At 34.0% G+C, this 21,542-nt stretch carries 23 protein-coding genes; 6 read left to right on the top strand and 17 right to left on the bottom strand.

Annotated features, from left to right (window positions below):
- Positions 1–249 precede the first annotated feature (249 nt).
- On the bottom strand, positions 250–987 hold the full coding sequence (locus tag KI430_RS01620; protein WP_248876553.1) for a hypothetical protein: 738 nt from the start codon (positions 985–987) through the stop codon (positions 250–252).
- A gap of 170 nt (positions 988–1,157) precedes the next feature.
- Positions 1,158–1,370 (bottom strand): hypothetical protein, encoded by a 213-nt coding sequence (locus tag KI430_RS01615; protein ID WP_248876552.1) that lies wholly within the window; start codon positions 1,368–1,370, stop codon positions 1,158–1,160.
- A gap of 276 nt (positions 1,371–1,646) precedes the next feature.
- Here KI430_RS01615 and KI430_RS01610 point away from each other — a divergent pair, with 276 nt between their 5' ends.
- Positions 1,647–3,410, top strand: coding sequence for a helix-turn-helix domain-containing protein (locus KI430_RS01610; protein WP_248876551.1), 1,764 nt, complete (start codon positions 1,647–1,649; stop codon positions 3,408–3,410).
- Here KI430_RS01610 and KI430_RS01605 read toward each other — a convergent pair.
- The 7 genes from KI430_RS01605 to KI430_RS01575 all read right to left on the bottom strand — a co-directional run bounded on the left by KI430_RS01605 (position 3,405) and on the right by KI430_RS01575 (position 13,667).
- Positions 3,405–3,743 (bottom strand): hypothetical protein, encoded by a 339-nt coding sequence (locus KI430_RS01605; RefSeq protein WP_074233525.1) that lies wholly within the window; start codon positions 3,741–3,743, stop codon positions 3,405–3,407. The two genes, KI430_RS01610 and KI430_RS01605, sit on opposite strands and share 6 nt — an antisense overlap.
- A gap of 278 nt (positions 3,744–4,021) precedes the next feature.
- Positions 4,022–5,104, bottom strand: a complete 1,083-nt coding sequence (gene dnaX, locus KI430_RS01600; RefSeq protein ID WP_248876550.1) for a DNA polymerase III subunit gamma/tau — start codon at positions 5,102–5,104, stop codon at positions 4,022–4,024.
- A gap of 132 nt (positions 5,105–5,236) precedes the next feature.
- The gene (locus tag KI430_RS01595; protein ID WP_248876549.1) at positions 5,237–5,695 is read right to left on the bottom strand and encodes a hypothetical protein; all 459 of its coding nucleotides are present in this window, start codon (positions 5,693–5,695) and stop codon (positions 5,237–5,239) included.
- Between the two features lie 77 nt (positions 5,696–5,772).
- Positions 5,773–7,014, bottom strand: coding sequence for a 2-oxoglutarate dehydrogenase complex dihydrolipoyllysine-residue succinyltransferase (gene odhB, locus KI430_RS01590; protein WP_248876548.1), 1,242 nt, complete (start codon positions 7,012–7,014; stop codon positions 5,773–5,775).
- 65 nt (positions 7,015–7,079) lie between these two features.
- Positions 7,080–9,890: a 2-oxoglutarate dehydrogenase E1 component gene (locus KI430_RS01585; RefSeq protein ID WP_248876547.1), complete on the bottom strand. Its 2,811-nt coding sequence runs from the start codon at positions 9,888–9,890 to the stop codon at positions 7,080–7,082.
- A 126-nt stretch (positions 9,891–10,016) separates the two neighbouring features.
- Positions 10,017–11,051 carry a polyketide cyclase gene (locus tag KI430_RS01580; RefSeq protein WP_248876546.1) on the bottom strand — a complete coding sequence of 345 codons (1,035 nt, stop codon included), beginning with the start codon at positions 11,049–11,051 and terminating at the stop codon, positions 10,017–10,019.
- A gap of 18 nt (positions 11,052–11,069) precedes the next feature.
- On the bottom strand, positions 11,070–13,667 hold the full coding sequence (locus KI430_RS01575; RefSeq protein ID WP_248876545.1) for a BamA/TamA family outer membrane protein: 2,598 nt from the start codon (positions 13,665–13,667) through the stop codon (positions 11,070–11,072).
- Between KI430_RS01575 and KI430_RS01570 the strand changes: the two genes are divergently transcribed.
- Positions 13,653–14,381 carry a TrmH family RNA methyltransferase gene (locus tag KI430_RS01570; protein ID WP_248876544.1) on the top strand — a complete coding sequence of 243 codons (729 nt, stop codon included), beginning with the start codon at positions 13,653–13,655 and terminating at the stop codon, positions 14,379–14,381. The genes KI430_RS01575 and KI430_RS01570 overlap by 15 nt on opposite strands.
- Positions 14,382–14,398: 17 nt before the next feature.
- Here the strand turns inward: KI430_RS01570 and KI430_RS01565 are convergent, their stop codons facing one another.
- The 5 genes from KI430_RS01565 to porQ form a co-directional block, all read right to left on the bottom strand.
- Positions 14,399–14,893: a phosphoribosyl-ATP pyrophosphatase gene (locus tag KI430_RS01565; RefSeq protein ID WP_248876543.1), complete on the bottom strand. Its 495-nt coding sequence runs from the start codon at positions 14,891–14,893 to the stop codon at positions 14,399–14,401.
- Between the two features lie 2 nt (positions 14,894–14,895).
- A complete protein-coding gene (locus KI430_RS01560; protein WP_074233518.1) occupies positions 14,896–15,204 on the bottom strand; it encodes a phage holin family protein in 309 nt (102 codons plus the stop codon).
- Between the two features lie 90 nt (positions 15,205–15,294).
- Positions 15,295–15,672, bottom strand: a complete 378-nt coding sequence (locus tag KI430_RS01555) for a YtxH domain-containing protein (protein ID WP_248876542.1) — start codon at positions 15,670–15,672, stop codon at positions 15,295–15,297.
- Positions 15,673–15,775: 103 nt separating this feature from the next.
- Complete coding sequence (gene cmk, locus KI430_RS01550; protein WP_248876541.1) at positions 15,776–16,453, bottom strand: (d)CMP kinase; 678 nt, start codon at positions 16,451–16,453, stop codon at positions 15,776–15,778.
- 79 nt (positions 16,454–16,532) lie between these two features.
- Positions 16,533–17,531: a type IX secretion system protein PorQ gene (gene porQ / locus KI430_RS01545; RefSeq protein WP_410744663.1), complete on the bottom strand. Its 999-nt coding sequence runs from the start codon at positions 17,529–17,531 to the stop codon at positions 16,533–16,535.
- A gap of 147 nt (positions 17,532–17,678) precedes the next feature.
- Between porQ and pyrH the strand changes: the two genes are divergently transcribed.
- The 4 genes from pyrH to KI430_RS01525 all read left to right on the top strand — a co-directional run bounded on the left by pyrH (position 17,679) and on the right by KI430_RS01525 (position 19,798).
- The gene (gene pyrH / locus KI430_RS01540; protein ID WP_027383816.1) at positions 17,679–18,386 is read left to right on the top strand and encodes a UMP kinase; all 708 of its coding nucleotides are present in this window, start codon (positions 17,679–17,681) and stop codon (positions 18,384–18,386) included.
- A 106-nt stretch (positions 18,387–18,492) separates the two neighbouring features.
- Positions 18,493–19,047: a ribosome recycling factor gene (gene frr, locus KI430_RS01535; RefSeq protein ID WP_248876539.1), complete on the top strand. Its 555-nt coding sequence runs from the start codon at positions 18,493–18,495 to the stop codon at positions 19,045–19,047.
- An 87-nt stretch (positions 19,048–19,134) separates the two neighbouring features.
- On the top strand, positions 19,135–19,647 hold the full coding sequence (locus tag KI430_RS01530; RefSeq protein ID WP_248876538.1) for a hypothetical protein: 513 nt from the start codon (positions 19,135–19,137) through the stop codon (positions 19,645–19,647).
- Positions 19,637–19,798 carry a T9SS type A sorting domain-containing protein gene (locus tag KI430_RS01525; protein WP_248876537.1) on the top strand — a complete coding sequence of 54 codons (162 nt, stop codon included), beginning with the start codon at positions 19,637–19,639 and terminating at the stop codon, positions 19,796–19,798. Before KI430_RS01530 ends, KI430_RS01525 begins: the two co-directional genes overlap by 11 nt.
- 43 nt (positions 19,799–19,841) lie before the next feature.
- Here the strand turns inward: KI430_RS01525 and KI430_RS01520 are convergent, their stop codons facing one another.
- The 3 genes from KI430_RS01520 to KI430_RS01510 form a co-directional block, all read right to left on the bottom strand.
- The gene (locus tag KI430_RS01520) at positions 19,842–20,252 is read right to left on the bottom strand and encodes a hypothetical protein (RefSeq protein ID WP_248876536.1); all 411 of its coding nucleotides are present in this window, start codon (positions 20,250–20,252) and stop codon (positions 19,842–19,844) included.
- Positions 20,253–20,322: 70 nt separating this feature from the next.
- Positions 20,323–20,550: a hypothetical protein gene (locus KI430_RS01515; protein ID WP_248876535.1), complete on the bottom strand. Its 228-nt coding sequence runs from the start codon at positions 20,548–20,550 to the stop codon at positions 20,323–20,325.
- Between the two features lie 329 nt (positions 20,551–20,879).
- Complete coding sequence (locus KI430_RS01510) at positions 20,880–21,083, bottom strand: hypothetical protein (protein WP_248876534.1); 204 nt, start codon at positions 21,081–21,083, stop codon at positions 20,880–20,882.
- Positions 21,084–21,542 lie beyond the last annotated feature (459 nt).

Raw genomic sequence — 21,542 nt, 5'->3', positions numbered from 1 at the left:
AGAAATGACAGATCTTGAAGTTGTAAAATATGGAAATTGATTTGATTCCATTTTATAAATCCTTTGTTAAAGGACTTTTAGCTTGTTTTGGTTGATATTTTTTCTTCTTGTGTCGAAGAAATCTTTGACAAATATATAAATTAATATCAAACTTAGCTCAATTCTAGATAAAAAAATAAAAGCAGACGAATCTGCTTTTACAAAATTTAAATTTAATATTCGATTCTTACTTAGAATCTGTTTTAACAATTATTGCGTTTGATTTGATATTTTATGGATATTAATATTCACTTTTGCAGTAGTCAAAAGCCCCAGATTTATGGGTAAAACGCCTGACGTATTGAGAGCAAATGTTAAGGTTTCTCCAGCGTTTAAATGCACCATAGAGTTAAGTGATGTAGAATTGACAGGAATAGCAGCGAGAGTAAGTGTCAGAACCAATGGAACATTAATAGCTACTCTAACAGCATCAAAAAGTTTCTCATCCCAAACAACAGTATTATTTTTTATAAGACCAATCCTCTTGCCTCCTAAAACTTCAATATCTACACCTGAAGCCAACTGGATCTCATAGTTGACAGAATAAACACCAGATTGTGGAGCTGTATATACTCCATCAGTAAAACGAGATTGGTCGCCTATTTTCGTGTCTGCAGTACCTGTAAGATTTAATTTATACCAAGAATCACCTATTGCAAGGTTCAACAAAGACCAAGATCCAGTTTTGGAAGCGTAATAAGCCTGACCACCAAACAATATATCTGCGCTAATCTGCTTAACCTCGAAATCGCCAGTCATAGCATTTTTATCCAAAATTAAAATCACCTGATCACTCGTTGGATAAACTGAAATAACTGGTAATGTTCGGATTTTCAAATTTCCATTAATGTCCAAGGTCGATTTGGGAGTAGATGTATTAATCCCAACTTGTGCGTATAAAATATTCGTTAACACAAAAACAACGAATAAGCTGAAGTATTTTTCCATGAGTCCCGTATTAAATATTATTGTTGAAAGCATAAACCAATTTTAGCTTCTTTAACTACCTACAGAATAATATCCCACCACTATCAATACTTTTTCTACATATGATTTTGTTTTTTGTAGGTTTCCACGGTTATTAGTTTTTATTATTGTCCATTATTAAAACAATGAGGTTACCATTGATGACCATTCTTCGGAGGCGGATCTCCTACCACTGGCTTTTGCGGAATGCTGGTACTATCTGTCTGTACACTATCACTGCTTTTTTTGAAGATCGAATTTTGGCTAATTTCATTATTAGCTGTTAAAATATCATCTTGCGGTCTGCAAGAATGTGCAATAGTTACTATTGCTAATGTCAAAATAGTTGAGATAAACTTTTTCATTGGTAAAAAATTTTGAAGGTTATCCCGGCCGGTTATTAGAATTCTTTCATCAAATCTATTGACAATCTTTTGCTTTTAAAACGAAGCTTGGTGCTTATTTCCAAATAAGCACACAATATTTTATATGATTAACACTAACAATACGATACTCTCTTATTAATTACATATTCGCAACAATCATATTAATTTTTAAATATTTCACAATTGTTTTAATCGATTTAGTATAAATTTTGATTAATTTTAGTTCAGAAAACTTAACCACTAATTTGAAGAGGTATGAAAAAAATCTATTTCATAACTATACTTCTAATATTTAAGAGTCTCTATTCTCAACAAAAACAGTTCAGCGATTTTTATGAACTGAAAAAAAATTATGAATATTTCCCAGAGAATGATAGTCGTGCATTCCAATTCCTAAATAAAGCTATATCGCTTTCAAAAAAGGAAAAGAACAACTATCAATTGGTTCAGGCTTATAAAGATGCTGTTTTCTATACGGCTTCATCAAAAGATAAACTGAAGTATGCTGACAGCACTATTCTATCGGCTTTATCTACAAAAGATAATGATTTGATAAGCGACGCTTTTTTGGGAAAAGGTATTATTTATTATTTCAATTATAAAAAATATAAATCTGCTTTAGATCAATATTTGAAGGCTTATCAATACTCAGAAAATACTAAAGATGAATATCTGAAAAATGAAATTCTTTATCATCTTGGTGTAGTGAAAAGCTACCTTGGTTACTACGATTCTGCGCTGGAACATTTCCAGAAAGCGAATCAATTTTTCTACAAAGGAATTCAGGAAAAAGCACATCCCAATATTATCTTTAATAACAAAAAAGGTTATTACAATACTTTGCACAGAATCATTGTCTGCCAAAGAAATCTGAAAAATTACAAAGCTCTAAATTCCCTTATCAATATTGGATTATCACAAACACAAAACAATCCGGATTACAAGCAGGAGTATGGTTATTTTCTAAAGGAAAAAGGAATTGAAGCTTTCCGAAATAAGAAATTCACAAATGCTATTTCTTCATTACAAGAATCTCAGAAACCACTTTTAAAAATTAAAGATTTTTCATGGGCGACAGTCAATTATTTCTACATAGGGAAGTCATATTTAGCTAACGATAATCCAGCTAAAGCGATTTTATATTTCAAAAAAGTTGATTCTGTTTTTCAAAAACATAATTTCATACTCCCTGAACTTAGAGAAAATTACGAATTACTGATTCTTCATTATAAAGATCAAAAAGACACGGACAAAGAACTCTATTACACCAAACAACTTCTACAAGCCGACAGAATTATCAACAAAGATTTTGCTTACCTATCTTCTACAATCCACAAAAAATTTGATACGAAAATTTTACAAGATAAGCTGAACAATACAAATTCCGTTGGAGCTTGGATTGTTGGGATATTGTCTTCTGTAGCAATAACGTTAATGCTACTTCTGGTAATGAAAGAAAAAAATGAAAGAAAAACCAGAATTAATTACAAAATACTGGAAGATAAAATTTTGAACAGCATTTATACTTTAGCTCAGGATAAAATAAAAATAGAATCACCAGAACATCACGAGGAAACAGAGAAATGTCCTCTAAACGAAAACTTGGTAGAAAACCTATTGTGTAAATTAAAATCCTTTGAAGACAAATGTGGCTATATTGAAAATGGATTAACAATCAATAAGCTGGCGCATAAATTACGAACCAACTCGACCTATCTTTCTCAAGTTATTAATGACCACAAAGGAATGAATTTCAATAGATATCTTGGTGAACTAAGAATTAATTATATCACTAACAAATTATACACTGACAAAGTATATCTGAACTACAAAATAGAAACTTTGGCAGAAAAATGTGGTATTGCGTCCAGAACCAATTTTTCTAATTTATTCAGGGAAATCAATGGGATGAGACCAACAGAATTTATCAAAAAAAGACAGGAGTATATCACAAAAAATACTGATGACAGCAAGAAAAATTTTCCAATACTATCTTCTACAAAAAAAATTATTTTATGAAAGATCAAATCGCATCAAGTCATCCAAATCTTTCAACAGAGGATTAATCTCAACAAACTTTTCGAAGATTTTTCTTTTGGTCATCACTTCTTTTTTAATCGTTAAGTCTGTTTGATAGTCGATTTCAAATTTAAAATTATTGACTTTGTGTCTGAAATGGTTAAAAAACTCGGGGCTGACTCTATCAAATTCTGATTTAGCAAATTCTGAAGAATACTTTACAACTACCAGATTCTCATCAGATTTCTCCATCTTAAAACTACTGATGGCATTGTAAAGAAATGTGTTGGTTTTTGAAGTGTTTTTCAGGAAAATTTCCCATTCTCTGTCCAAATCCGTCTGAGAAAAATGATTCGACGGAAGGTTTTCATCCTTGATTTCTGAAAATTCGTCTTTCTTGACTTCTTCCTTTTTCTCTAAAGCCGCTTTGATGCTGAATTGAGAATTAGAAGAACTTCTGGCAATGGGTTCAGAAGCTTTCTGAATAATTTTTTTTGGTTCTTCAAAAACGGATTTTACCGTTTCGGGCTTGGGTTCAGCTTGAACTTTTGGTTCTGTAGAAACAGGTTTATTATCGGCAATTAAATTAGCCTCAAGAAGCGGCGCTAATATTAAGAACTTTTTTTTTTAGCTTCCAAACCTGCAGCCAGACTTGACAATTGCATCAACGCAATTTCCACAGTCAGTCTCGGGTTTTTGGAATTTTTATAATTGATGTCGGCGAAATTACAAATTTCGATCCCATCAATTAATTGTTGAGCCGACCATTTCTGAGATTGTTCAGCGAATTTTGATTTCGTTTTTTCTCCAACTTCGATAAGATTCAAAGTTTTAGGATTTTGAGCCATCATCAGATCTCGGAAATGATTCCCCAATCCGGCAATGAAAATATGCGGGTCAAAACCTTTCTTAACGATCTCATCAAAAGCGGTCAAAACACTTGGAATATCATTTTCTTTAGCTAAGTCAACAATCTTCAGATATTGGTCATAATCCAGAATATTAAGAACTTCAGCTGCTTTTTCAAGTGTAATATTTTTTTGAGAAAATGTACTTAGTCTATCAAAAATAGATAAAGCATCTCTTAAGGCACCATCAGCTTTCTGAGCAATCAGATAAAGCGCATCATCTTCGTAAGTGATACTTTCCTTTTCAGCAATTTTTCTAAGATGCTCCTGAATATCTTCAATTGTGATTCTTTTGAAATCATAAATCTGACATCTTGAAAGAATCGTTGGAATGATTTTATGCTTCTCAGTAGTCGCCAAGATAAAAATAGCGTGAGCTGGCGGCTCTTCCAAAGTTTTCAAAAACGCATTGAAAGCTGCCTGAGACAACATATGAACCTCATCGATAATGTAAACTTTATATTTACCAACCTGAGGTGCAAATCTTACTTGATCAATCAATTCACGGATATCATCGACTGAGTTATTGGAAGCCGCATCTAATTCATAAATGTTAAATGCAAATCCATCATCATCTGCCGCACCAGATTTTTCATTGATTTTTCTGGCTAAGATTCGGGCACAAGTTGTTTTACCAACGCCTCTTGGTCCACAGAACAATAAGGCTTGAGCCAACTGACTTTCGTCAATAGCGTGTTCCAAAGTATCGGTAACATGAGATTGTCCAACAACAGTGTCAAACTCTTGCGGACGGTACTTGCGTGCGGATACGATGAAATTTTCCATTGCTCAAAAGTAAGGATTAATTGTGAATTTTGGAAATGGTTTTCGATTAACTCGAAAAATTTTTCGAACACCAAGAACACAAAGATTTTATTAATTATTGAGAATATCGTTAAGGTTCGCAAAGAATAAGAATTATTCATGTTCATCTAAAAAATCAAGTTCGTCATCACTCTGGATATGATTAGGGGAAATTCCTGGCGGATTAAACAATCCCCAATTGTCAACAATATAATGGTTTGGATTAAAGCTAGAAATCCAATCGATGAATAGAAGTCTGAATTCTTCAATTAAGTTTCTCACTAAATTATAATATTTTGAATCAGAAAAACCAAAATACTCCAAAGTATTTCCTCCAACAAAAATATTTCTTGCTGCTTTTCTGATGATTGTAGCATTCTCCATTTTAATATCATAAAGCTTCACAGCTTCAGCACTGCAAATTTTAGCTTGAATTAGCATAATATCTCCAAGTAAATCCCCTTTAATGCTTTTCAAATAGTCATTATCTTCTGGAAACAAACTTGTAATAGTTTCAAGGACATTAAAAATTTCTTGAGATTTTTTATAAATCGGTAATTCAAAGCATTTCATCAAAATTAAATTTTGAAATTAAATATAACAAAAAAAGAGAGCAATTTGCTCTCTTTAAATATCTTGATTGTAATTTCTTACAATTCCAACGCTTTTCTTTCGTCGCCATCCATTAGGAATTCTACCGGATTGTCAATCGCTTCTTTCACAGCAACCAAGAAACCTACAGATTCTTTTCCGTCGATGATTCTGTGGTCATAAGACATTGCAACGTACATCATTGGTCTGATCACCACTTGTCCGTCAACCGCAACTGGTCTTTGGATAATGTTGTGCATTCCAAGGATTGCAGATTGTGGAGGGTTGATAATTGGCGTTGACATCATAGAACCGAAGGTTCCACCATTGGTAATTGTGAAAGTTCCACCAGTCATTTCGTCAACAGTGATTTTACCGTCTCTAACTTTAGTTGCCAAATCTTTGATGTTAGCTTCAACACCTCTAAGCGTCATATTTTCTGCGTTTCTAAGCACAGGAACCATCAAACCTTTTGGTCCGGAAACTGCGATAGAAATATCAGCAAAGTCATAATTGATTTTGAAATCGCCATCAATAGAAGCATTAACGTCTGGATAAAGTTTTAATGCTCTTGTCACCGCTTTTGTAAAGAATGACATAAATCCAAGTCCAATCCCATGTTTAGCAGCAAACTCTTCTTTGTATTGTTTTCTGATTCTGAAGATTTCTGACATATCAACTTCGTTGAAAGTCGTCAACATCGCTGTTTCATTTTTAACAGAAACCAATCTTGCAGCAATCTTTCTTCTAAGAACTGAAAGTTTTGTAGTGGTCTGAGCTCTGTTTCCACCAGCAGGAGCACTTCCCATTGCAGGAACTGAAGCCGTTACCGCATCATCTTTGGTAATTCTTCCATCTCTACCAGAACCTGTTACCTGAGATGCACTGATTCCTTTCTCGTCAAGAATTTTTTTAGCAGCGGGTGAAGGTGTTTGAGAAGCATAAGTTTCAGTTTTTGCAACTTCTGCTTTTACCGGAGCTGGTTCTTCTTTTTTAACTTCTGCTTTTGGCTCTTCTTTAGGTTTTTCTTCGGCTGGAGCTGCAGAACCTGCTGGTTTAGCGGCATCCATATCAATAAGACAAACCACTTGTCCAACTTGTACTACTTCTCCTTCTTCAGCTTTCAAAGTAATAATTCCGCTTTGCTCAGCAGGAAGTTCCAAAGTTGCCTTATCAGAATCTACTTCTGCAATTGGCTGGTCTTTTTCTACGTAATCACCGTCTTGTACTAACCACGTTGCAATTTCTACTTCTGTGATAGATTCTCCCGGTGAAGGAACTTTCATTTCTAATATTGACATACTAATATTGTTTTTAATTTCAGAACAATCCGGAGATTGTTATTCTTTATAGTTTATTAATTTTATTAAGCTGTTACTGGTCTTTTTGCAGGTGCATCATCCGTTTGGAAAACATCATTGATGATTTTGGTCTGATTTTTCTCAAACATCTTATGACTTCCCGGCGCAGGCGTTCCACTAGCAACTGGAGAAATCAACTGGATATCTGTGTTTCTGAAGTTTCTCAAAATATAACTCCAAGCACCCATATTTTCCGGTTCTTCCTGAGCCCAGATTAAATCTTTTCTGTTGTTATACTTATCAAAGATGGCATTAACGTTATCCATATTCAAAGGATAGATTTGCTCTAATCTTACCAAAGCAACTTTATCGTCATTAAGCTCTTCTTTCTTAGCTAATAAATCGTAATACAATTTACCCGTACAAAGCACCAATCTTTCCACTTTTGCAGGGTCAGCAGTTGGATCGTCCAAAATCGGCTGGAAACTTCCGTTTGCCAAATCTTCTAAAGGAGAAACCACTTTTGGATGTCTCAATAAAGATTTAGGCGTCATAATAACCAATGGTTTTCTGAATCCGAATTTCATTTGTCTTCTCAACAAGTGGAAATAGTTCGCTGGAGAAGTAATGTTTGCAACAATGATATTTTCGTTAGCTGAAAGTGTCAAGAATCTTTCCAGTCTTGCAGAAGAATGTTCCGCACCCTGGCCTTCAGAACCGTGAGGCAACATCATCACCATTCCGTTTTGGATTTTCCATTTTTCTTCAGCAGCAACCAAATATTGGTCAACAATAATCTGAGCGCCATTGGTAAAATCTCCAAACTGAGCTTCCCAAATAGTCAATGTTTTCGGAGCAGCCATCGCATAACCGTAATCAAATCCTAAAACACCATATTCAGAAAGATGAGAGTTATAAACATCAAATCTTTGCTCATTAACGTGTCTTAATGGGATATACTCCTCTTCTGTATCTTCTGTTTTTACAACAGCGTGACGGTGGGAGAACGTTCCTCTTTCCACATCTTCTCCAGAGATTCTCACATTGTAACCTTCTGTCAAAAGTGTAGCATATGCCAACAATTCTGCAACTGCCCAATCCAAAGAATTATTCTCCACCATTTTGATTCTGTTCTCAAAAAGACGGGTAATCTTGTTAATGAATTTCTTATCTGCAGGAAGTGTCGAAATCTTGATTGCTAATTCTTTTAATTTTTCTAAATCGAATTTTGTATCAATGGTAGAATTAGCTACAGCGCCCTTTCCGCCGATTGGGAAATCGGTCCAGTCATCTTTCATAAAGATGTCCATTGTATTCCTTTCGATTTCTTTGGAAGCATCAAAGTTTTCATCAAGCAAAGCCTTGAAATCCTGCTCCATTTTTTTCAAAACCTCATCAGAAACTACATTTTCCTTAATCAAAAGTTCTTTATAGATTTCTCTTGGATTTTGGTGTTTTGAAATTAATTTATAAAGATTTGGTTGAGTAAATCTTGGCTCGTCACCTTCGTTGTGACCATATTTTCTATAACCTAAAAGGTCGATATAAACATCTTTGCCAAACTTTGCACGGAAATCTGCCGCAAATCTAATCGCGTGAACCACAGCTTCTACATCATCTGCATTAATATGCATTACTGGAGAATCCGTCACTTTTGCAATATCTGTACAGTAAACTGATGATCTTGCGTCAAGATAGTTAGTGGTGAAAGAAACTTGATTATTCACAACGATGTGAACAGTTCCACCCGTTCTGTAACCTTCCAGATTCATCATTTGAGCGATTTCGTAAACAATACCTTGCCCGGCAATAGCCCCGTCTCCGTGGATCACTATTGGTAAAACTTTAGAATAATCATCTTTGTAAACGTTATCTACTTTTGCTCTACAAATTCCTTCTACAAGCGCGGCAACGGTTTCCAAGTGCGATGGATTCGGAGTAAGGTTGATTCTAACTTCTTCTCCGTTCGCTGTTGTAATTTTTTTAGAAGAACCCAAGTGGTATTTAACATCACCAGAAAATACATCTTCTTCAAATTCTTTTCCTTCAAATTCTGAGAAAATCTGTTTGTAAGACTTTTGGAAAATATTAGTCAAAACATTCAGACGACCTCTGTGAGCCATTCCAAGAACAACCTCATCAACGCCTAATTGTGAAGAACGTGTAATCAATTGATCCAATGCAGGAATCAGAGATTCGCCACCTTCAAGAGAGAAACGTTTTTGACCTACGAATTTTGTGTGAAGATAATTTTCAAACGCCACCGCTTGGTTTAATTTGAAAAGGATTTCTGTTTTTTCTTGAGCAGATAATGTCGGATGGTTTTCATTCACATTTACCCATTCCATAATCCATTTCTTCTCTTCTACATTTTGGATGTGCATATACTCCACACCGATAGAATCACAATAAATGTTTTCTAAATGTGTAATAATCTCCTGCAAAGTTGCAGGACCTGGCATCCCGGTTTGTGTTGCAGAATTGAATTTTTTGTTCAAATCTTCCTTAGACAAACCAAAATTTTCGATATCAAGTGTTGGGAAATAATGTCTTCTTTCTCTTACAGGATTCGTTTTTGTAAAAAGGTGACCTCTCGACCTGTAAGCTTCGATTAGGTTCACCACTTTGAATTCTTTTGAAATATCTTCTGAAACAGCATTGTTTGTAACTGCTTGCTGAGCATATTGAACTGGAGCTGATTGAGAAACGGACTGTGATGTCGCATCTTCATCGCTGTAATTTTCCAATGCAAAATCAAAACCTTGGAAAAAAGCTTTCCAAGAAGGTTCTAGAGCATCTGGGTATTTTTTGTACTGCTCGTACATATCATCAACTAACTGAGCATGTACGGCATTTAGAAATGAAAATTTATCCATTATTACAGATTATCTGTTAAAATTTTAATTTTAAATAATTGCCAACAAATTTACTAAATTTTTGTGGACTAATGTTTAAAGGAGTGATTTATTCCAGTAAATATACATGATATTTATCAGATTTTTCTATCGATAAACCGGCAAGGACAATTTGAGTTTTACATCTTGATTATCAATCGGTTCTTCCAGAAACTCTTCCATTAGCTGACCATTTCTCAAAGTATCTTTTTTAGCCTTTTTGAGAAGCTCCTGAATATTTTTCACACGGTTGTTATAATTCCCTTGATAATAGATATAATAAACTTTGGAAGCATTGAGCGTTTGAAAACTGAAATTATTATCGCTCACAGAAATCCTTTTGGACAATGGAACACCGTAGAAATAAGACACCTCTTTATCTTTCAGGTTAGCCGGATTAGTAAGAAGTACAGGCATCCCGAATTCATCATCTTTTTTTCCTAAATCTGACCTAACATAATTTACCACTTTTCCGTGATTCATTATGACATTTTTGAAAAGAATATCTTTGGTATTTCGAGTGCTGACATTGACTCCTAGAAGCAATTCTCCTTCCCTATTTTCAACCATAATACTATCATATTTGATTGAGGCTAATTTCTGATCTCTATCAACTTTATTACCTAATAACTGATAAAGATTTTTCATACTTTTATCAATATTTTCGACAAAAAAATCTTCAGCAATAAGATTGAGAGAACGTTCTAAATAATCTCTTTTTGGCGTGTGGATATTCCAGAATAATTTGGTTTTTTGTCCATTAGGAACGAATTTCACATCTATCAAATACGGATTAGCACTTTCGCCATCGAAAAGCTGATAACGTAAAGTACGGTTAGCATTAGAATATCGGATAAACAAATCGCCCAATTTGTTATTTTTTTCATCAGAGAACTTCATTGCGCTTCCTAGACCTTCGTAAGGTGTAAAAAATGAATAAGTCAAATCTTCCTTGCCAGCAAAAAAGTCGTTCCAGGCTGCAAAGTTTTGAAGATTGTTGAACTGTGGAAAAACCTTATCAACAGGATAATTGATTTCTGACTGATGGGTAAAACTTTTGCTTTCATCCACAAAATTCATGGATACAGAATAGATACCGAAAAGACAAAATGATATAATTAAAATAAATTTGAGCCAGCGCATTTTTTATGAAATAAAGAATTAGAAAGGATATCCGATTGCAAAATTGACAGTTGGTTGCAGAGGTTTAATTTCATCTATAACCCAACGGCTTCCTTTTGGACGGTTAGGATCATGCATTTTGTAAGCAAAATCAAGTCTCAGATTTACATAAGCTATATTCATCCTGATTCCGAAACCACTACCAACACCAATTTGAGAAATGAATTTTTTGAATTTGAATTGATCACCATATCCATTATCCTTCAGCCCCCAGATATTTCCAGCATCCGTAAACAAAGCTGCTTCAAACATATTGGTTAAGGGAAGACGATATTCTAAACTGGTTGTCAGTTTCACGTTATCCATCGCATAAGAACGTACTCTCTCATCTAACTGAGAATCGGCGGGACCTAAGCCTCCAAATGCCACCCAAGCTCTGATATCATTGGCTCCACCATTGAAATAAGAACGAATGAAAGGCATTGTAGATGAATTACCATACGGAATCCCTACTCCGACAAGCTGTCTAAATGCTAATGTATGCGGTTTAGCTCTGTCGTTGAAAAAAGTGAAGTATTTTTTGAAATCGAAATCAAATTTGATAAACTGAGAATATGGAATTTTGAATATCGTTTTAGAATTACCCGACACTACTCCATCTTCTTTTTCTTTATGAGTCAAAAGACTGAGTGTGTTACCCGCAAACTCAACTTTCCCGCTGAAAAATATGGGGTTGGAGTATTCCTTTTTTCCAATCTCGTTATAAGTGAAATTATAAATAATTGAAGAAATAATAACGTTCTGAGTTTGGCGATCTTTGTTAATCAATGATTGTGTAAAAGCATTGAAAATATCAGCATTTTCCGCAGGTATAGAAGCTAAAAACGCCTGATCACTTACCAGCATTTTAATAATTTCATCATAAGATAAGCCCGAATTAACAACACCAGGATTCCAATCATCATACCAACCAAAAACGGCTTGTCTTATTAAATCCTCAGCAGGAAAATAGTCATAATATTTGTCCTTATTCTGAGTAAAACTGAATTGGGTATTGAATAAAGTCAATCTATGCTGAATTCTTCCTTCATCAACATTCGCTGAATAATTAAGCCCCGCATTGAAGTTGATTCTCCCCAAACCAATATTATTCTGAACAGATGCTCCTAAGTTGATACTGGTAATCGGTGAATATCTCTTCGGGATTACTTTATAGTATTTTCTAAAAGGCACCAACAATCTTGGAAACTGAAGGGATGCCTGAGCAGACAACTCATAAGCATTAAAAACGGCATCCGGATTTTTAGGATCTTTAGTGGTTCCTATTACACCCGAGAAACTTGTCACAAGGTTTTCAGCACCTCCGAAAACATTTCTTGTTGTTAAATCTACAGATGGGGAAAAACCGAAATTCAGAATCTGAGAATAATGAATATCTGTCGCGATATTAAACTCATATTTCGGCAAAGGTCTCAGAACATATTCAACATCTATAATACTGTCTCTTTCCGCAGCTGTACCTTCTTTACGTAGAAAATCAGCAGCTTTGAGAATCGTAAAATTATTCATTGATATCAGATTCCTTCTTGTGAGATCAAGATTCGATTGTTTGTAAATGTCACCAGGTTTCAGGATAATTGGTAACCAAAGAGCATTCGCTTTATAAGCACTGTCTCTTCTGAAAATATTAATTCCGCGAATACTGTCTTTCAATGGAAGTTTATCAGCATTGTTTACATTACCTGCTACAGAAACTGTAATTTTTCCAATGGTGGCTTTTCTGTAAGGTGTTCCTATAGAATCCTTAATAATGTTCATTACCAAAGGAACATTTTTTCGGCTTTGTAAGGAATCAGCAACAAAATAAATATCCTGATTGTCATTATTGAATTTATAATAACCTTCTTCTTTCATCAAATCATTAATCCTTGTAATCTCTTTTTCCAAAACCGTTTCATCCAGAATTTGACCTTTTCTAACAAGACTTTTGGTCAATTGAGATTCATATATACTTCTGACATTCTGATCCGGAATATTATAGAAATAATCCTTGGTATAAGTTGGATCATTGTGGGTAATAATATAATCAACTTCTGCTTTTTTAGCAGCCGAATCTCTTTTTACATTAGTTGTAACTTCAGCATCCCAATAACCACGATTAATCAATCTGTTATTAATACTTTTTGCACTTTGTTTCGTTTTTGCATCGCTATAAATCACGGGAGCTTCTCCAACAGTATGGAAGAATCGATTCCAGAATAAATTACGTCCTACAAATTCCGGATGATCAAATTTCTTAAAAAGAGAATCTCTTAGCTTTTGATTTCTCATTTCGCTAGGATAGGTCATATACTCTTTCAGAATTGTATCGTATTTAGGATTTGCCATATTATAAAGACCAACTCCTAAAGGAAGAACCAAAAGTGTTTTTTTATTAGGTTTCTGAGCTACAAGATCCGGGATTTCGTCTGAGAAAATTTTACCATCTGTGTATTCGAATTTGTTAGCTGTCAACAGATACTCACCGTCAGGAACTTTTTTCGTCACATTACATGCGTACAAAAACACACTGAAAATTGCGGAGTAATAAAATATATGATATTTTTGAAAATATTTGTTGATATGCTTACGGCTCATACTATAAAGACTATACAATCTCTGGACAAAAAGAAATACAGGCAAAAATACAATTTGTTTTTAGTTGAAGGTAATAAAATCATAAAAGAACTACCAAATTCTGATTACGAAATTACCAACCTGTATTCCATTGATCCCGAGGTATTAAATATAAAAACGGCAAACGAAACAAAAATCTTGCCCGCTGAACTCAAAAAAATCAGCTTTTTACAAACTCCGAAGGATTCTGTAGCAGTTTGCAAAATTCCAGAAAATAAAGTTCTGAAAGATGTTTCAATTCAATTGGTTTTGGACGGAATTCAGGATCCCGGAAACCTGGGAACGATCATCAGATTGGCAGATTGGTTTGGGATAGAACAGATTATTTGCAGTAATGATACTGTAGATGTTTATAATCCCAAAGTGATACAAGCAACAATGGGTTCTTTTCTAAGAGTGAATGTTTGTTATGTTGATTTGGAAGATTATCTTTCTACTTACGAATATCCTATTCTCGGAACCGATATGGATGGAGAGAATATTTATAAAACCCAATTCCCGGAAAGATTCTCCTTAGTTTTTGGGAACGAAGGCAATGGACTGAGATCTTCTACAGAAAATCTGATTACTAAAATGATTACCATCCCAAGATTCGGGAGAAATCAATCCACAGAAAGTTTGAATGTTTCTATGTCAACAGGAATCATTTTGGGAGAAATATTCTCTAAAAAATAAAAAAAATTGATTTATAACTAAATCAATTTTTCTAAGCTTTTCGCTGTTTTATTTCTCTGGAACTCATCCAGCTTTTTTCGTGCAAATCTAAGGGCATAAGGTGCTACATAAATCAATGCAAGCCCCAATAGTTTTCTTTTCCAGTTTTTATTCATCACGCTTTTTTTTGCAAAATTTCCCACCAAAGATACAACTCCCATTTTAATTGTGGTTTCCAATAATCCGGAAGATAAACTATCGCTAGCCAAACTCATTACATTTTTTTTGGATGCAGACTCTTTCAGTCCAGAAGATATTTCCCGCATTATATTTTGAGTATCCAAAGAAAGTTCGTTTTCACCTTCTGCATTTTGAGTTTCTTTTAGGTATTTATCGGTAAATCCATGCGTCAAAACTCCCAGACTCTCTTTTTTACTTTTGAAGGTCAGAATATCTTCCAACTCTCCAATCTCCTTTTTCAGAAGTCTTTTTTCACTTCTCAACTCATCTAAGTTAGTATATTTAGTCGCCATAATTATTTTTTTAGAAAGTCAATAACTTGGTTTGCTACAACGGTTACAATTTTTTTCTTCATCAGGAAAACGATTATCATCAACACAAAATAGAATCCTGCAACAATCAAAAATCCGTGTGCGGCATTACCTAAAGATTGCCCAATGAGAAATGCAATTCCGAAATTGAATAAGATAATAAAAAAAGAAAATGCAATTAATAATATAGATAGAAACGCAATAATTCCCGCTGAAAGTGACGATTTTTCCGTGAACTGGAGTTTTATCAGATCCAGACGCTTGGTCGTATAATCTTTTATAATATCAATCATAAGAATCTTATTAGTTTTAAAATTACACAATTATTTACAAAAAAAGGAATTTAGAAACTAAATTCCTTTTTATAACTATATTAGATTAGGCTATTTCAAACCATCTAATTCTGTTTCTACATCTTTTACAACATCAGAAGTTTTGGAAACAATCTGATCTTTGTATTTGTCATAACTATCTTTCACTGTAGAAGCTACATTTTGAGCTGTTTCTTTGAAAGTAGAAGATAGTGATTGGTATTTATCTCTTACATTGTGAGAAACATCAGAATAAGCATCTCTCACTTTTTCAGAAGTTTTACCGTATTCATCTACAGCTTTATCTTTCAAGTCGTTTGCTTTTTCTCTGATTTTTTTTCTTGTTTCTTTACCTTCTTCCGGAGCATAAAGTAATCCTAATATAACTCCTGTTGCAGCTCCTGCTAACAATGCTGCTAATACTGCTGCTGAATTTGATTTTTTTGACATTATTTATAATTTTTAGTTTATTGTAAAATTCGATTTGATGATTTTGATGATTCTAAATTTACAACTAAAATGCCAAAGAAAAAATAAGGCTCTTAAAATTTTGTTAAAACTTTTTGATATAGGATAAAATCAACTCAATCGTTTCTTCTTTGTTGATATTAGTGTTATCAATCAAAATAGCGTCATTAGCCTGTTTCAGAGGAGAAATTTCTCTTTCACTGTCGATCTTATCACGAGAGATCAGGTTTTGTTTCACAGTTTCCACATCTGTTTTTTCACCTGCCAATTCCAATTCCAGAAAACGTCTTCTGGCACGCTCATCCTGACTTGCTGTCATAAAAAATTTGTAATCCGCATTAGGGAGGACAACTGTTCCGATATCTCTTCCATCCATTATCACTCCACCTTTTTCAGCAATATCTCTTTGAGTATTCAACAGAAAATTACGAACCTCTGCTTCTTTTGCGACCTGACTTACATTATCTGAAACTTGAGGAAAACGGATTTCTTTATCGATATTTTTTCCATTAAGAAACAGAATCAGTTCTCCATCAATATTTTGAAATTCTAGATTGATTTTAGGAAGTGAAGAAATTAATTTTTGCAAATCAATATTACCATCGTTATCTGTACAATTCTGAATAGCATAAAAAGTAATACCTCTGTAAAGCGCGCCTGTATCCATATGGATAAGACCTAACCTTTTGGCGATGATTTTAGAAATCGAACTTTTTCCCGTGGATGAAAAGCCATCGATAGCAATTACCGGTTTTTTTATCATAGCGCAAAATTAGAAAATTCTGAGATTTTGGCATTGAGAAAAATTAAAAAATACTTTAATACACTAAAACTCTCAAACGCTATCTCCTATTTCCGCCAAGTTCTATCAAATCCATTGTAAGCCCCAGCATATTTACATTGGAAGCATTATGATAACGCATGTGAGAATAATCGAATCTGAAAGAAGAAATCTTCAAACTGAAACCTGCAGACAAACCTGTAAAACTTCTTTGATCCAAAACTGCCAGTTCTCCTCCTCTCTTGACATTATATCCGAATCTGATATTGAAAGCCTGACCAGGAAATAATTCTGCTCCCAAAGAAATATGGTCCAAAACTTTTCTTCCGAATTTGGTAGGCTGTCCATTGATATCTGTTTCCGCAGAGATATTAAATTGCTGAAGATCGTGTGCCGTAATCGTTAATGCTGCTGGAAATTCATCCAAAATTTTAGTATAACCAAGATCCACACGGAAAGGTAACCTTTCTCTCACACCGTTATATGGTTTGATTTGATATCCAAAATTCCTAAAAACCAAGGCTAGGGTTTCATTGGTTTTATCAAAATGGTAAGTAACTCCCGCACTTGCTGTAACAGCAGAAGATGTATAAGTATCGATCTTTGAAGTTACAAAATTACCATTGATTCCAATCGTGAAATCATCTTCAAACTGATACGCATAACCAAGTCCGACAGAAGCATCCATTGCAGAAAAATCACCATTAACAATAGAATTCTCATCCGTTCTTGGCATACTTCCGTAATCCATATATCTTGCACTGAACGATGCTAAATGTCCCTCACCCAAATCACGAACATAATTGACACTTCCAATTTTGGTATCAGCTAAATATGACGCATAATTGACGGATAACATTTTATCCATTGCAAGATTCATAAGAGCCGGATTGGCTGCTGTGAAATTGACATCATAATCCCGAACAGAAATAGCATCTCCCAAAACTGCTTGTCTTGGAGAAATCGGAATATTAAGAAACTGATAAACCGAGGTTCCCGTTTGAGAGAAAACCATAGTGGAAATTGCGATAAAAAAAAGATTGTAAAACTTCTTCAACACTGTCTTTTGGCTTTGCAAAAATAATCTATTTTGATGCGTATCAAAATTTTTGGACTACTATCTTTTTCATTAACGTAATTCTTTTGCTTTCATTATATTTGCACAGTCAAAATTTGAAATAAAAATCAAAAAGTAATTACAAGCTAGATGAAATATAAAAGAATCCTTCTGAAATTGAGTGGTGAAGCACTTATGGGAGAACGCCAATACGGCATCGATAACGACAGACTGAAAGAGTATGCAGTCGAAATCAAAAAAGTAGTAGATAAAGGCTGCGAAGTAGCGATTGTTATCGGTGGTGGAAATATTTTCAGAGGATTAGCCGGTGCTGCAAAAGGAATGGACCGCGTTCAGGGAGATTATATGGGAATGCTTGCAACGGTTATCAACGGAATGGCTCTACAAGGTGCTTTGGAAGATGCCGGAATTATCACCAGATTGCAATCTGCTATCGAAATGGACAAAGTAGCTGAACCTTTCATCAAAAGAAAAGCAGTTCGTCATTTGGAAAAAGGACGTGTTGTAATCTTCGGAGCTGGAACTGGAAATCCATATTTCACGACAGATACTGCTGCAACACTTAGAGCAATCGAAATTGACGCAGATGTAATCCTGAAAGGAACCAGAGTGGACGGAATATACGACAGTGATCCTGAAAAAAATGCAGACGCAGTGAAATTCAACAGCCTATCTTTCGACGAGGTTTTTGAAAAAAATCTGAAAGTTATGGATATGACCGCTTTCACTTTGAGCCACGAAAACAAGTTACCAATCATCGTTTTTGATATGAACAAAGAAGGTAATCTGGAAAAACTGGTAGACGGAGAAAATATCGGAACCTTAGTTAACGTATAATTGATAATTAATGAGTGATAAATGATATCAATATCGAATTATTTATCGTTTATAAATTATCATTTATGAATAAAATATGTGTCAATTATCAAATTTTAAATATACAATGGAAGAATTAGAACTCATTGTAGCATCGGTAAAGCAAGAGATGGATGCTGCAATCAAGCATTTGGATCACGCTTTTCAAAAGATTAGAGCAGGTCGTGCTTCTACAGCTATGGTACAGGATGTAATGGTAGAATACTACGGTGCACCAACTCCACTTAGTCAAGTCGCCAACGTTTCTGTGGTAGATGCAATGACGCTTTCTATCCAGCCTTGGGACAGAACAGCCTTGGGAGCAATTGGAAAAGGAATCGTAAACTCTAACCTTGGATTTGCACCGTCTAACAATGGTGATGTTATCATTATCAATGTTCCGCCTTTAACAGAGGACAGAAGACGCGAATTGGCAAAACAGGCAAAAGGAGAAACTGATCAGACAAAAGTAACCATCAGAAACGCGAGACAAGAAGGTAACAAAGAACTGAAAAGATTGGAAGGTGTTGCGGAAGACCTTATTAAAGGGGTTGAAAAAGACATTCAGGATTTGACAGATGCTTATGTTAAGAAAGCTGATGAACATTTGAAAATCAAAGAAGCAGAAATCTTAAAAGTTTAAGTTTTTTCTCTTTTTAAAAAATAAAGCCTCGTTTCATTCATTTGAGCGAGGCTTTAATCTAAACTAATAAAATCATACAAACTATAAATGAAAAACTTTTTACTATTAATTATTTTTAGTTTAATAAATATTGCCTTACAAGCTCAAAATTTATCATTAGCTCAGCTCTTAGAAATTAGAAAGAAAAATTTAGCTAATGCTGAAGAATATTTGGTTTCTAAAGGTTGGGAGTTTAAAGAAGCTGGTAAAGCTGATTTCAACGAAGAATTTTCACAAGTCTTTTTTTTATATAATAAAGTACCAGATCAACCCGATCATGCAGAATCTTATATACTCTATGCCTTCAAAAATGACTTTGATAAAACGAAAATTACAATTCAGTTCTTTAAAAAAGCAAAATATACAGAGTATATGAATGCTATAAAAGGATATGGATGTAAACTGATATCTTCAGAAATAGTAGATAATGAAATGAAAAAAATATATCGAGGTGCAACAACAACATTTATTATCAGATCAACTACTGGAGAAAATAATTATGGCGACGAAATAGGCTTTTGGTATTTATCGATTTTAACTAATGATGATTATGATTCATAATAATTTCGTTAAAATATATAATACTTTAGGAATTCTCATAAAAACAGAAAAATCTACTAAAGTCAATGTTTCTCAATTATCAAAAGGAAATTACATCCTGAAAATAAAAACCGATTTTGGAGAAAAAGTTGAAAAATTCATTAAAGAATAAAAAAAGCCTCGTTTCAATGGATGAAACGAGGCTTTTTAATATCCTATTTTATTTTATGATAGATGAGTTTTGTTACCACGGCTCCAAAAAGATAATAACCTACAGTCAACAGTTTTTTCTGTGTCGTTTCCGCAACTGGAGCATCATCAAGACCCATTTGTTTTGGTAATACCACCGCTCCTAAACCAGCAGTAATATCCGATGCAATATTAAAACCACTTGTAGCTGTTGCTGCATAATAAGCAGCATTACTGATAACATCTCCCGCCAGTGTTGCAGCATAGAGTTGGTCGTGGTTGGTAATTTTCATATTGACAGTATCCAAAGCTTTGTTGAGAGCTTCCTCTCCTACTTTGTTCACTTCCGGCACATTCGTGCAGTTTTTCCTAACGATTTCGTGCAAAAGGTTCAGGGCAATCGCACCGCCCAAACCTGCAAGTATTTTCTTGTACATAATAATTGGATTCGATGTTAGTCCTACTTGCACAAATTGAGCCATTGCTAATTAAATACAATCATAGAATTTATTTAGTTGGAACATCCTGATGAAAATTATGGTAAGTGATGTAAAGATCATAGAAATAGATATCCTCATTAATATACTTTTTCAGAGCCTCTTTGTCAGCATAAACTCCAGCATAAAAATAACGCTGCGCCAAATGTAGATTGTAGTTTTCTTTGGAAATTAATAAGGTTGAAGGCAGATAAGTTTTCAATGCTTCGTTCTTTTTCAAATGTAATTCTATTGCCATAATTTTGTGATTTGATATTAGCTACTTATCAGAATTTATGCCATCTTAGTCTAATCAATATTAATAAGATTATAACAAATACATTTTCAAATCATTGCTTGTGAGGTTTTTTCTTTCCGAAGTATCTGTTATATTTACACAACACAATTCCATTAAGAAATGTCTAACCGATTTAAATCAATTGCTATATTTTGTATCGTTCTCAATTTAATTATTGGCAATCTTGCTTTGTTGATGTTTCCTGATTTGGCAATCATTTATCGCTTAATTATTTCTTTCTGTATCATTATTCTTTACGGATTTTCATTTTACCGATTACAGCAAAACATTCAAAAACAAACAAAATGGCAACTCGTTGGCATCTCAATTTTGCTAAGTTTATCAGGAATGATGATTGCTTGCATTTTTACCTCTATCGGAATGCGCTTGCCAATGGATAACATCATAACAGCAGGCTTAAAAGGCATTATTCCGATGTTTATTTTTGCAATCGTCTTTGCTTCACCGTTTTGGATAATTATTGCAATTGTCAATTTCTTTTGTTTGAATTTTATTAAGGAGTAAAGCAATGCAAAAGAATTTTGTTCGAAATCACAACTGTAATTCTTCTATCAATGTATAAAAGATTCACCTATTGTATAATAGCTCCAACTTTATTTTGGATTGCCGGAGTTACTCTTGAAAACAATGGTGATGAAAGAATCGTTACTATATTAATGTTAATTGGAGCTATACTGTTTCCTTTACTTGTAGCAGGCTTTAAACGAAACAAATTAGATTTAATAAGACATTTAGTAGTCAGTAACGTGATTTTCTACTTGGTTTCCTTCAGTTATTTGTATAATGACAGAACCTATCATCTCATTTTTCCTGGGAGCTTTTTTAGAATCAATAATATTCCAAAATGCTACAAAGTATATATTCAAGACTAAAATATCTTGGACTCTAATGTTGTTGATTGCGGTTTTAAGTGCTATGACATTCATTCCATT

The organism is Epilithonimonas zeae, assembly GCF_023278365.1.
Taxonomy (GTDB): Bacteria; Bacteroidota; Bacteroidia; order Flavobacteriales; family Weeksellaceae; genus Epilithonimonas; species Epilithonimonas zeae_A.
This window is presented reverse-complemented; position numbering and strand designations above follow the sequence as displayed.

Excerpts from the sequence above, each read along its gene's own strand:
- KI430_RS01620 (WP_248876553.1), bottom strand. The coding sequence starts at position 987 with ATGGAAAAATACTTCAGCTTATTCGTTGTTTTTGTGTTAACGAATATT.
- KI430_RS01615 (WP_248876552.1), bottom strand. The coding sequence starts at position 1,370 with ATGAAAAAGTTTATCTCAACTATTTTGACATTAGCAATAGTAACTATT.
- KI430_RS01610 (WP_248876551.1), top strand. The coding sequence starts at position 1,647 with ATGAAAAAAATCTATTTCATAACTATACTTCTAATATTTAAGAGTCTC.
- dnaX (WP_248876550.1), bottom strand. The coding sequence starts at position 5,104 with ATGGAAAATTTCATCGTATCCGCACGCAAGTACCGTCCGCAAGAGTTT.
- KI430_RS01595 (WP_248876549.1), bottom strand. The coding sequence starts at position 5,695 with ATGAAATGCTTTGAATTACCGATTTATAAAAAATCTCAAGAAATTTTT.
- odhB (WP_248876548.1), bottom strand. The coding sequence starts at position 7,014 with ATGTCAATATTAGAAATGAAAGTTCCTTCACCGGGAGAATCTATCACA.
- KI430_RS01585 (WP_248876547.1), bottom strand. The coding sequence starts at position 9,890 with ATGGATAAATTTTCATTTCTAAATGCCGTACATGCTCAGTTAGTTGAT.
- KI430_RS01580 (WP_248876546.1), bottom strand. The coding sequence starts at position 11,051 with ATGCGCTGGCTCAAATTTATTTTAATTATATCATTTTGTCTTTTCGGT.
- KI430_RS01570 (WP_248876544.1), top strand. The coding sequence starts at position 13,653 with ATGCTTACGGCTCATACTATAAAGACTATACAATCTCTGGACAAAAAG.
- KI430_RS01575 (WP_248876545.1), bottom strand. The coding sequence starts at position 13,667 with ATGAGCCGTAAGCATATCAACAAATATTTTCAAAAATATCATATATTT.
- KI430_RS01565 (WP_248876543.1), bottom strand. The coding sequence starts at position 14,893 with ATGGCGACTAAATATACTAACTTAGATGAGTTGAGAAGTGAAAAAAGA.
- KI430_RS01560 (WP_074233518.1), bottom strand. The coding sequence starts at position 15,204 with ATGATTGATATTATAAAAGATTATACGACCAAGCGTCTGGATCTGATA.
- KI430_RS01555 (WP_248876542.1), bottom strand. The coding sequence starts at position 15,672 with ATGTCAAAAAAATCAAATTCAGCAGCAGTATTAGCAGCATTGTTAGCA.
- cmk (WP_248876541.1), bottom strand. The coding sequence starts at position 16,453 with ATGATAAAAAAACCGGTAATTGCTATCGATGGCTTTTCATCCACGGGA.
- pyrH (WP_027383816.1), top strand. The coding sequence starts at position 17,679 with ATGAAATATAAAAGAATCCTTCTGAAATTGAGTGGTGAAGCACTTATG.
- frr (WP_248876539.1), top strand. The coding sequence starts at position 18,493 with ATGGAAGAATTAGAACTCATTGTAGCATCGGTAAAGCAAGAGATGGAT.
- KI430_RS01530 (WP_248876538.1), top strand. The coding sequence starts at position 19,135 with ATGAAAAACTTTTTACTATTAATTATTTTTAGTTTAATAAATATTGCC.
- KI430_RS01525 (WP_248876537.1), top strand. The coding sequence starts at position 19,637 with ATGATTCATAATAATTTCGTTAAAATATATAATACTTTAGGAATTCTC.
- KI430_RS01520 (WP_248876536.1), bottom strand. The coding sequence starts at position 20,252 with ATGTACAAGAAAATACTTGCAGGTTTGGGCGGTGCGATTGCCCTGAAC.
- KI430_RS01515 (WP_248876535.1), bottom strand. The coding sequence starts at position 20,550 with ATGGCAATAGAATTACATTTGAAAAAGAACGAAGCATTGAAAACTTAT.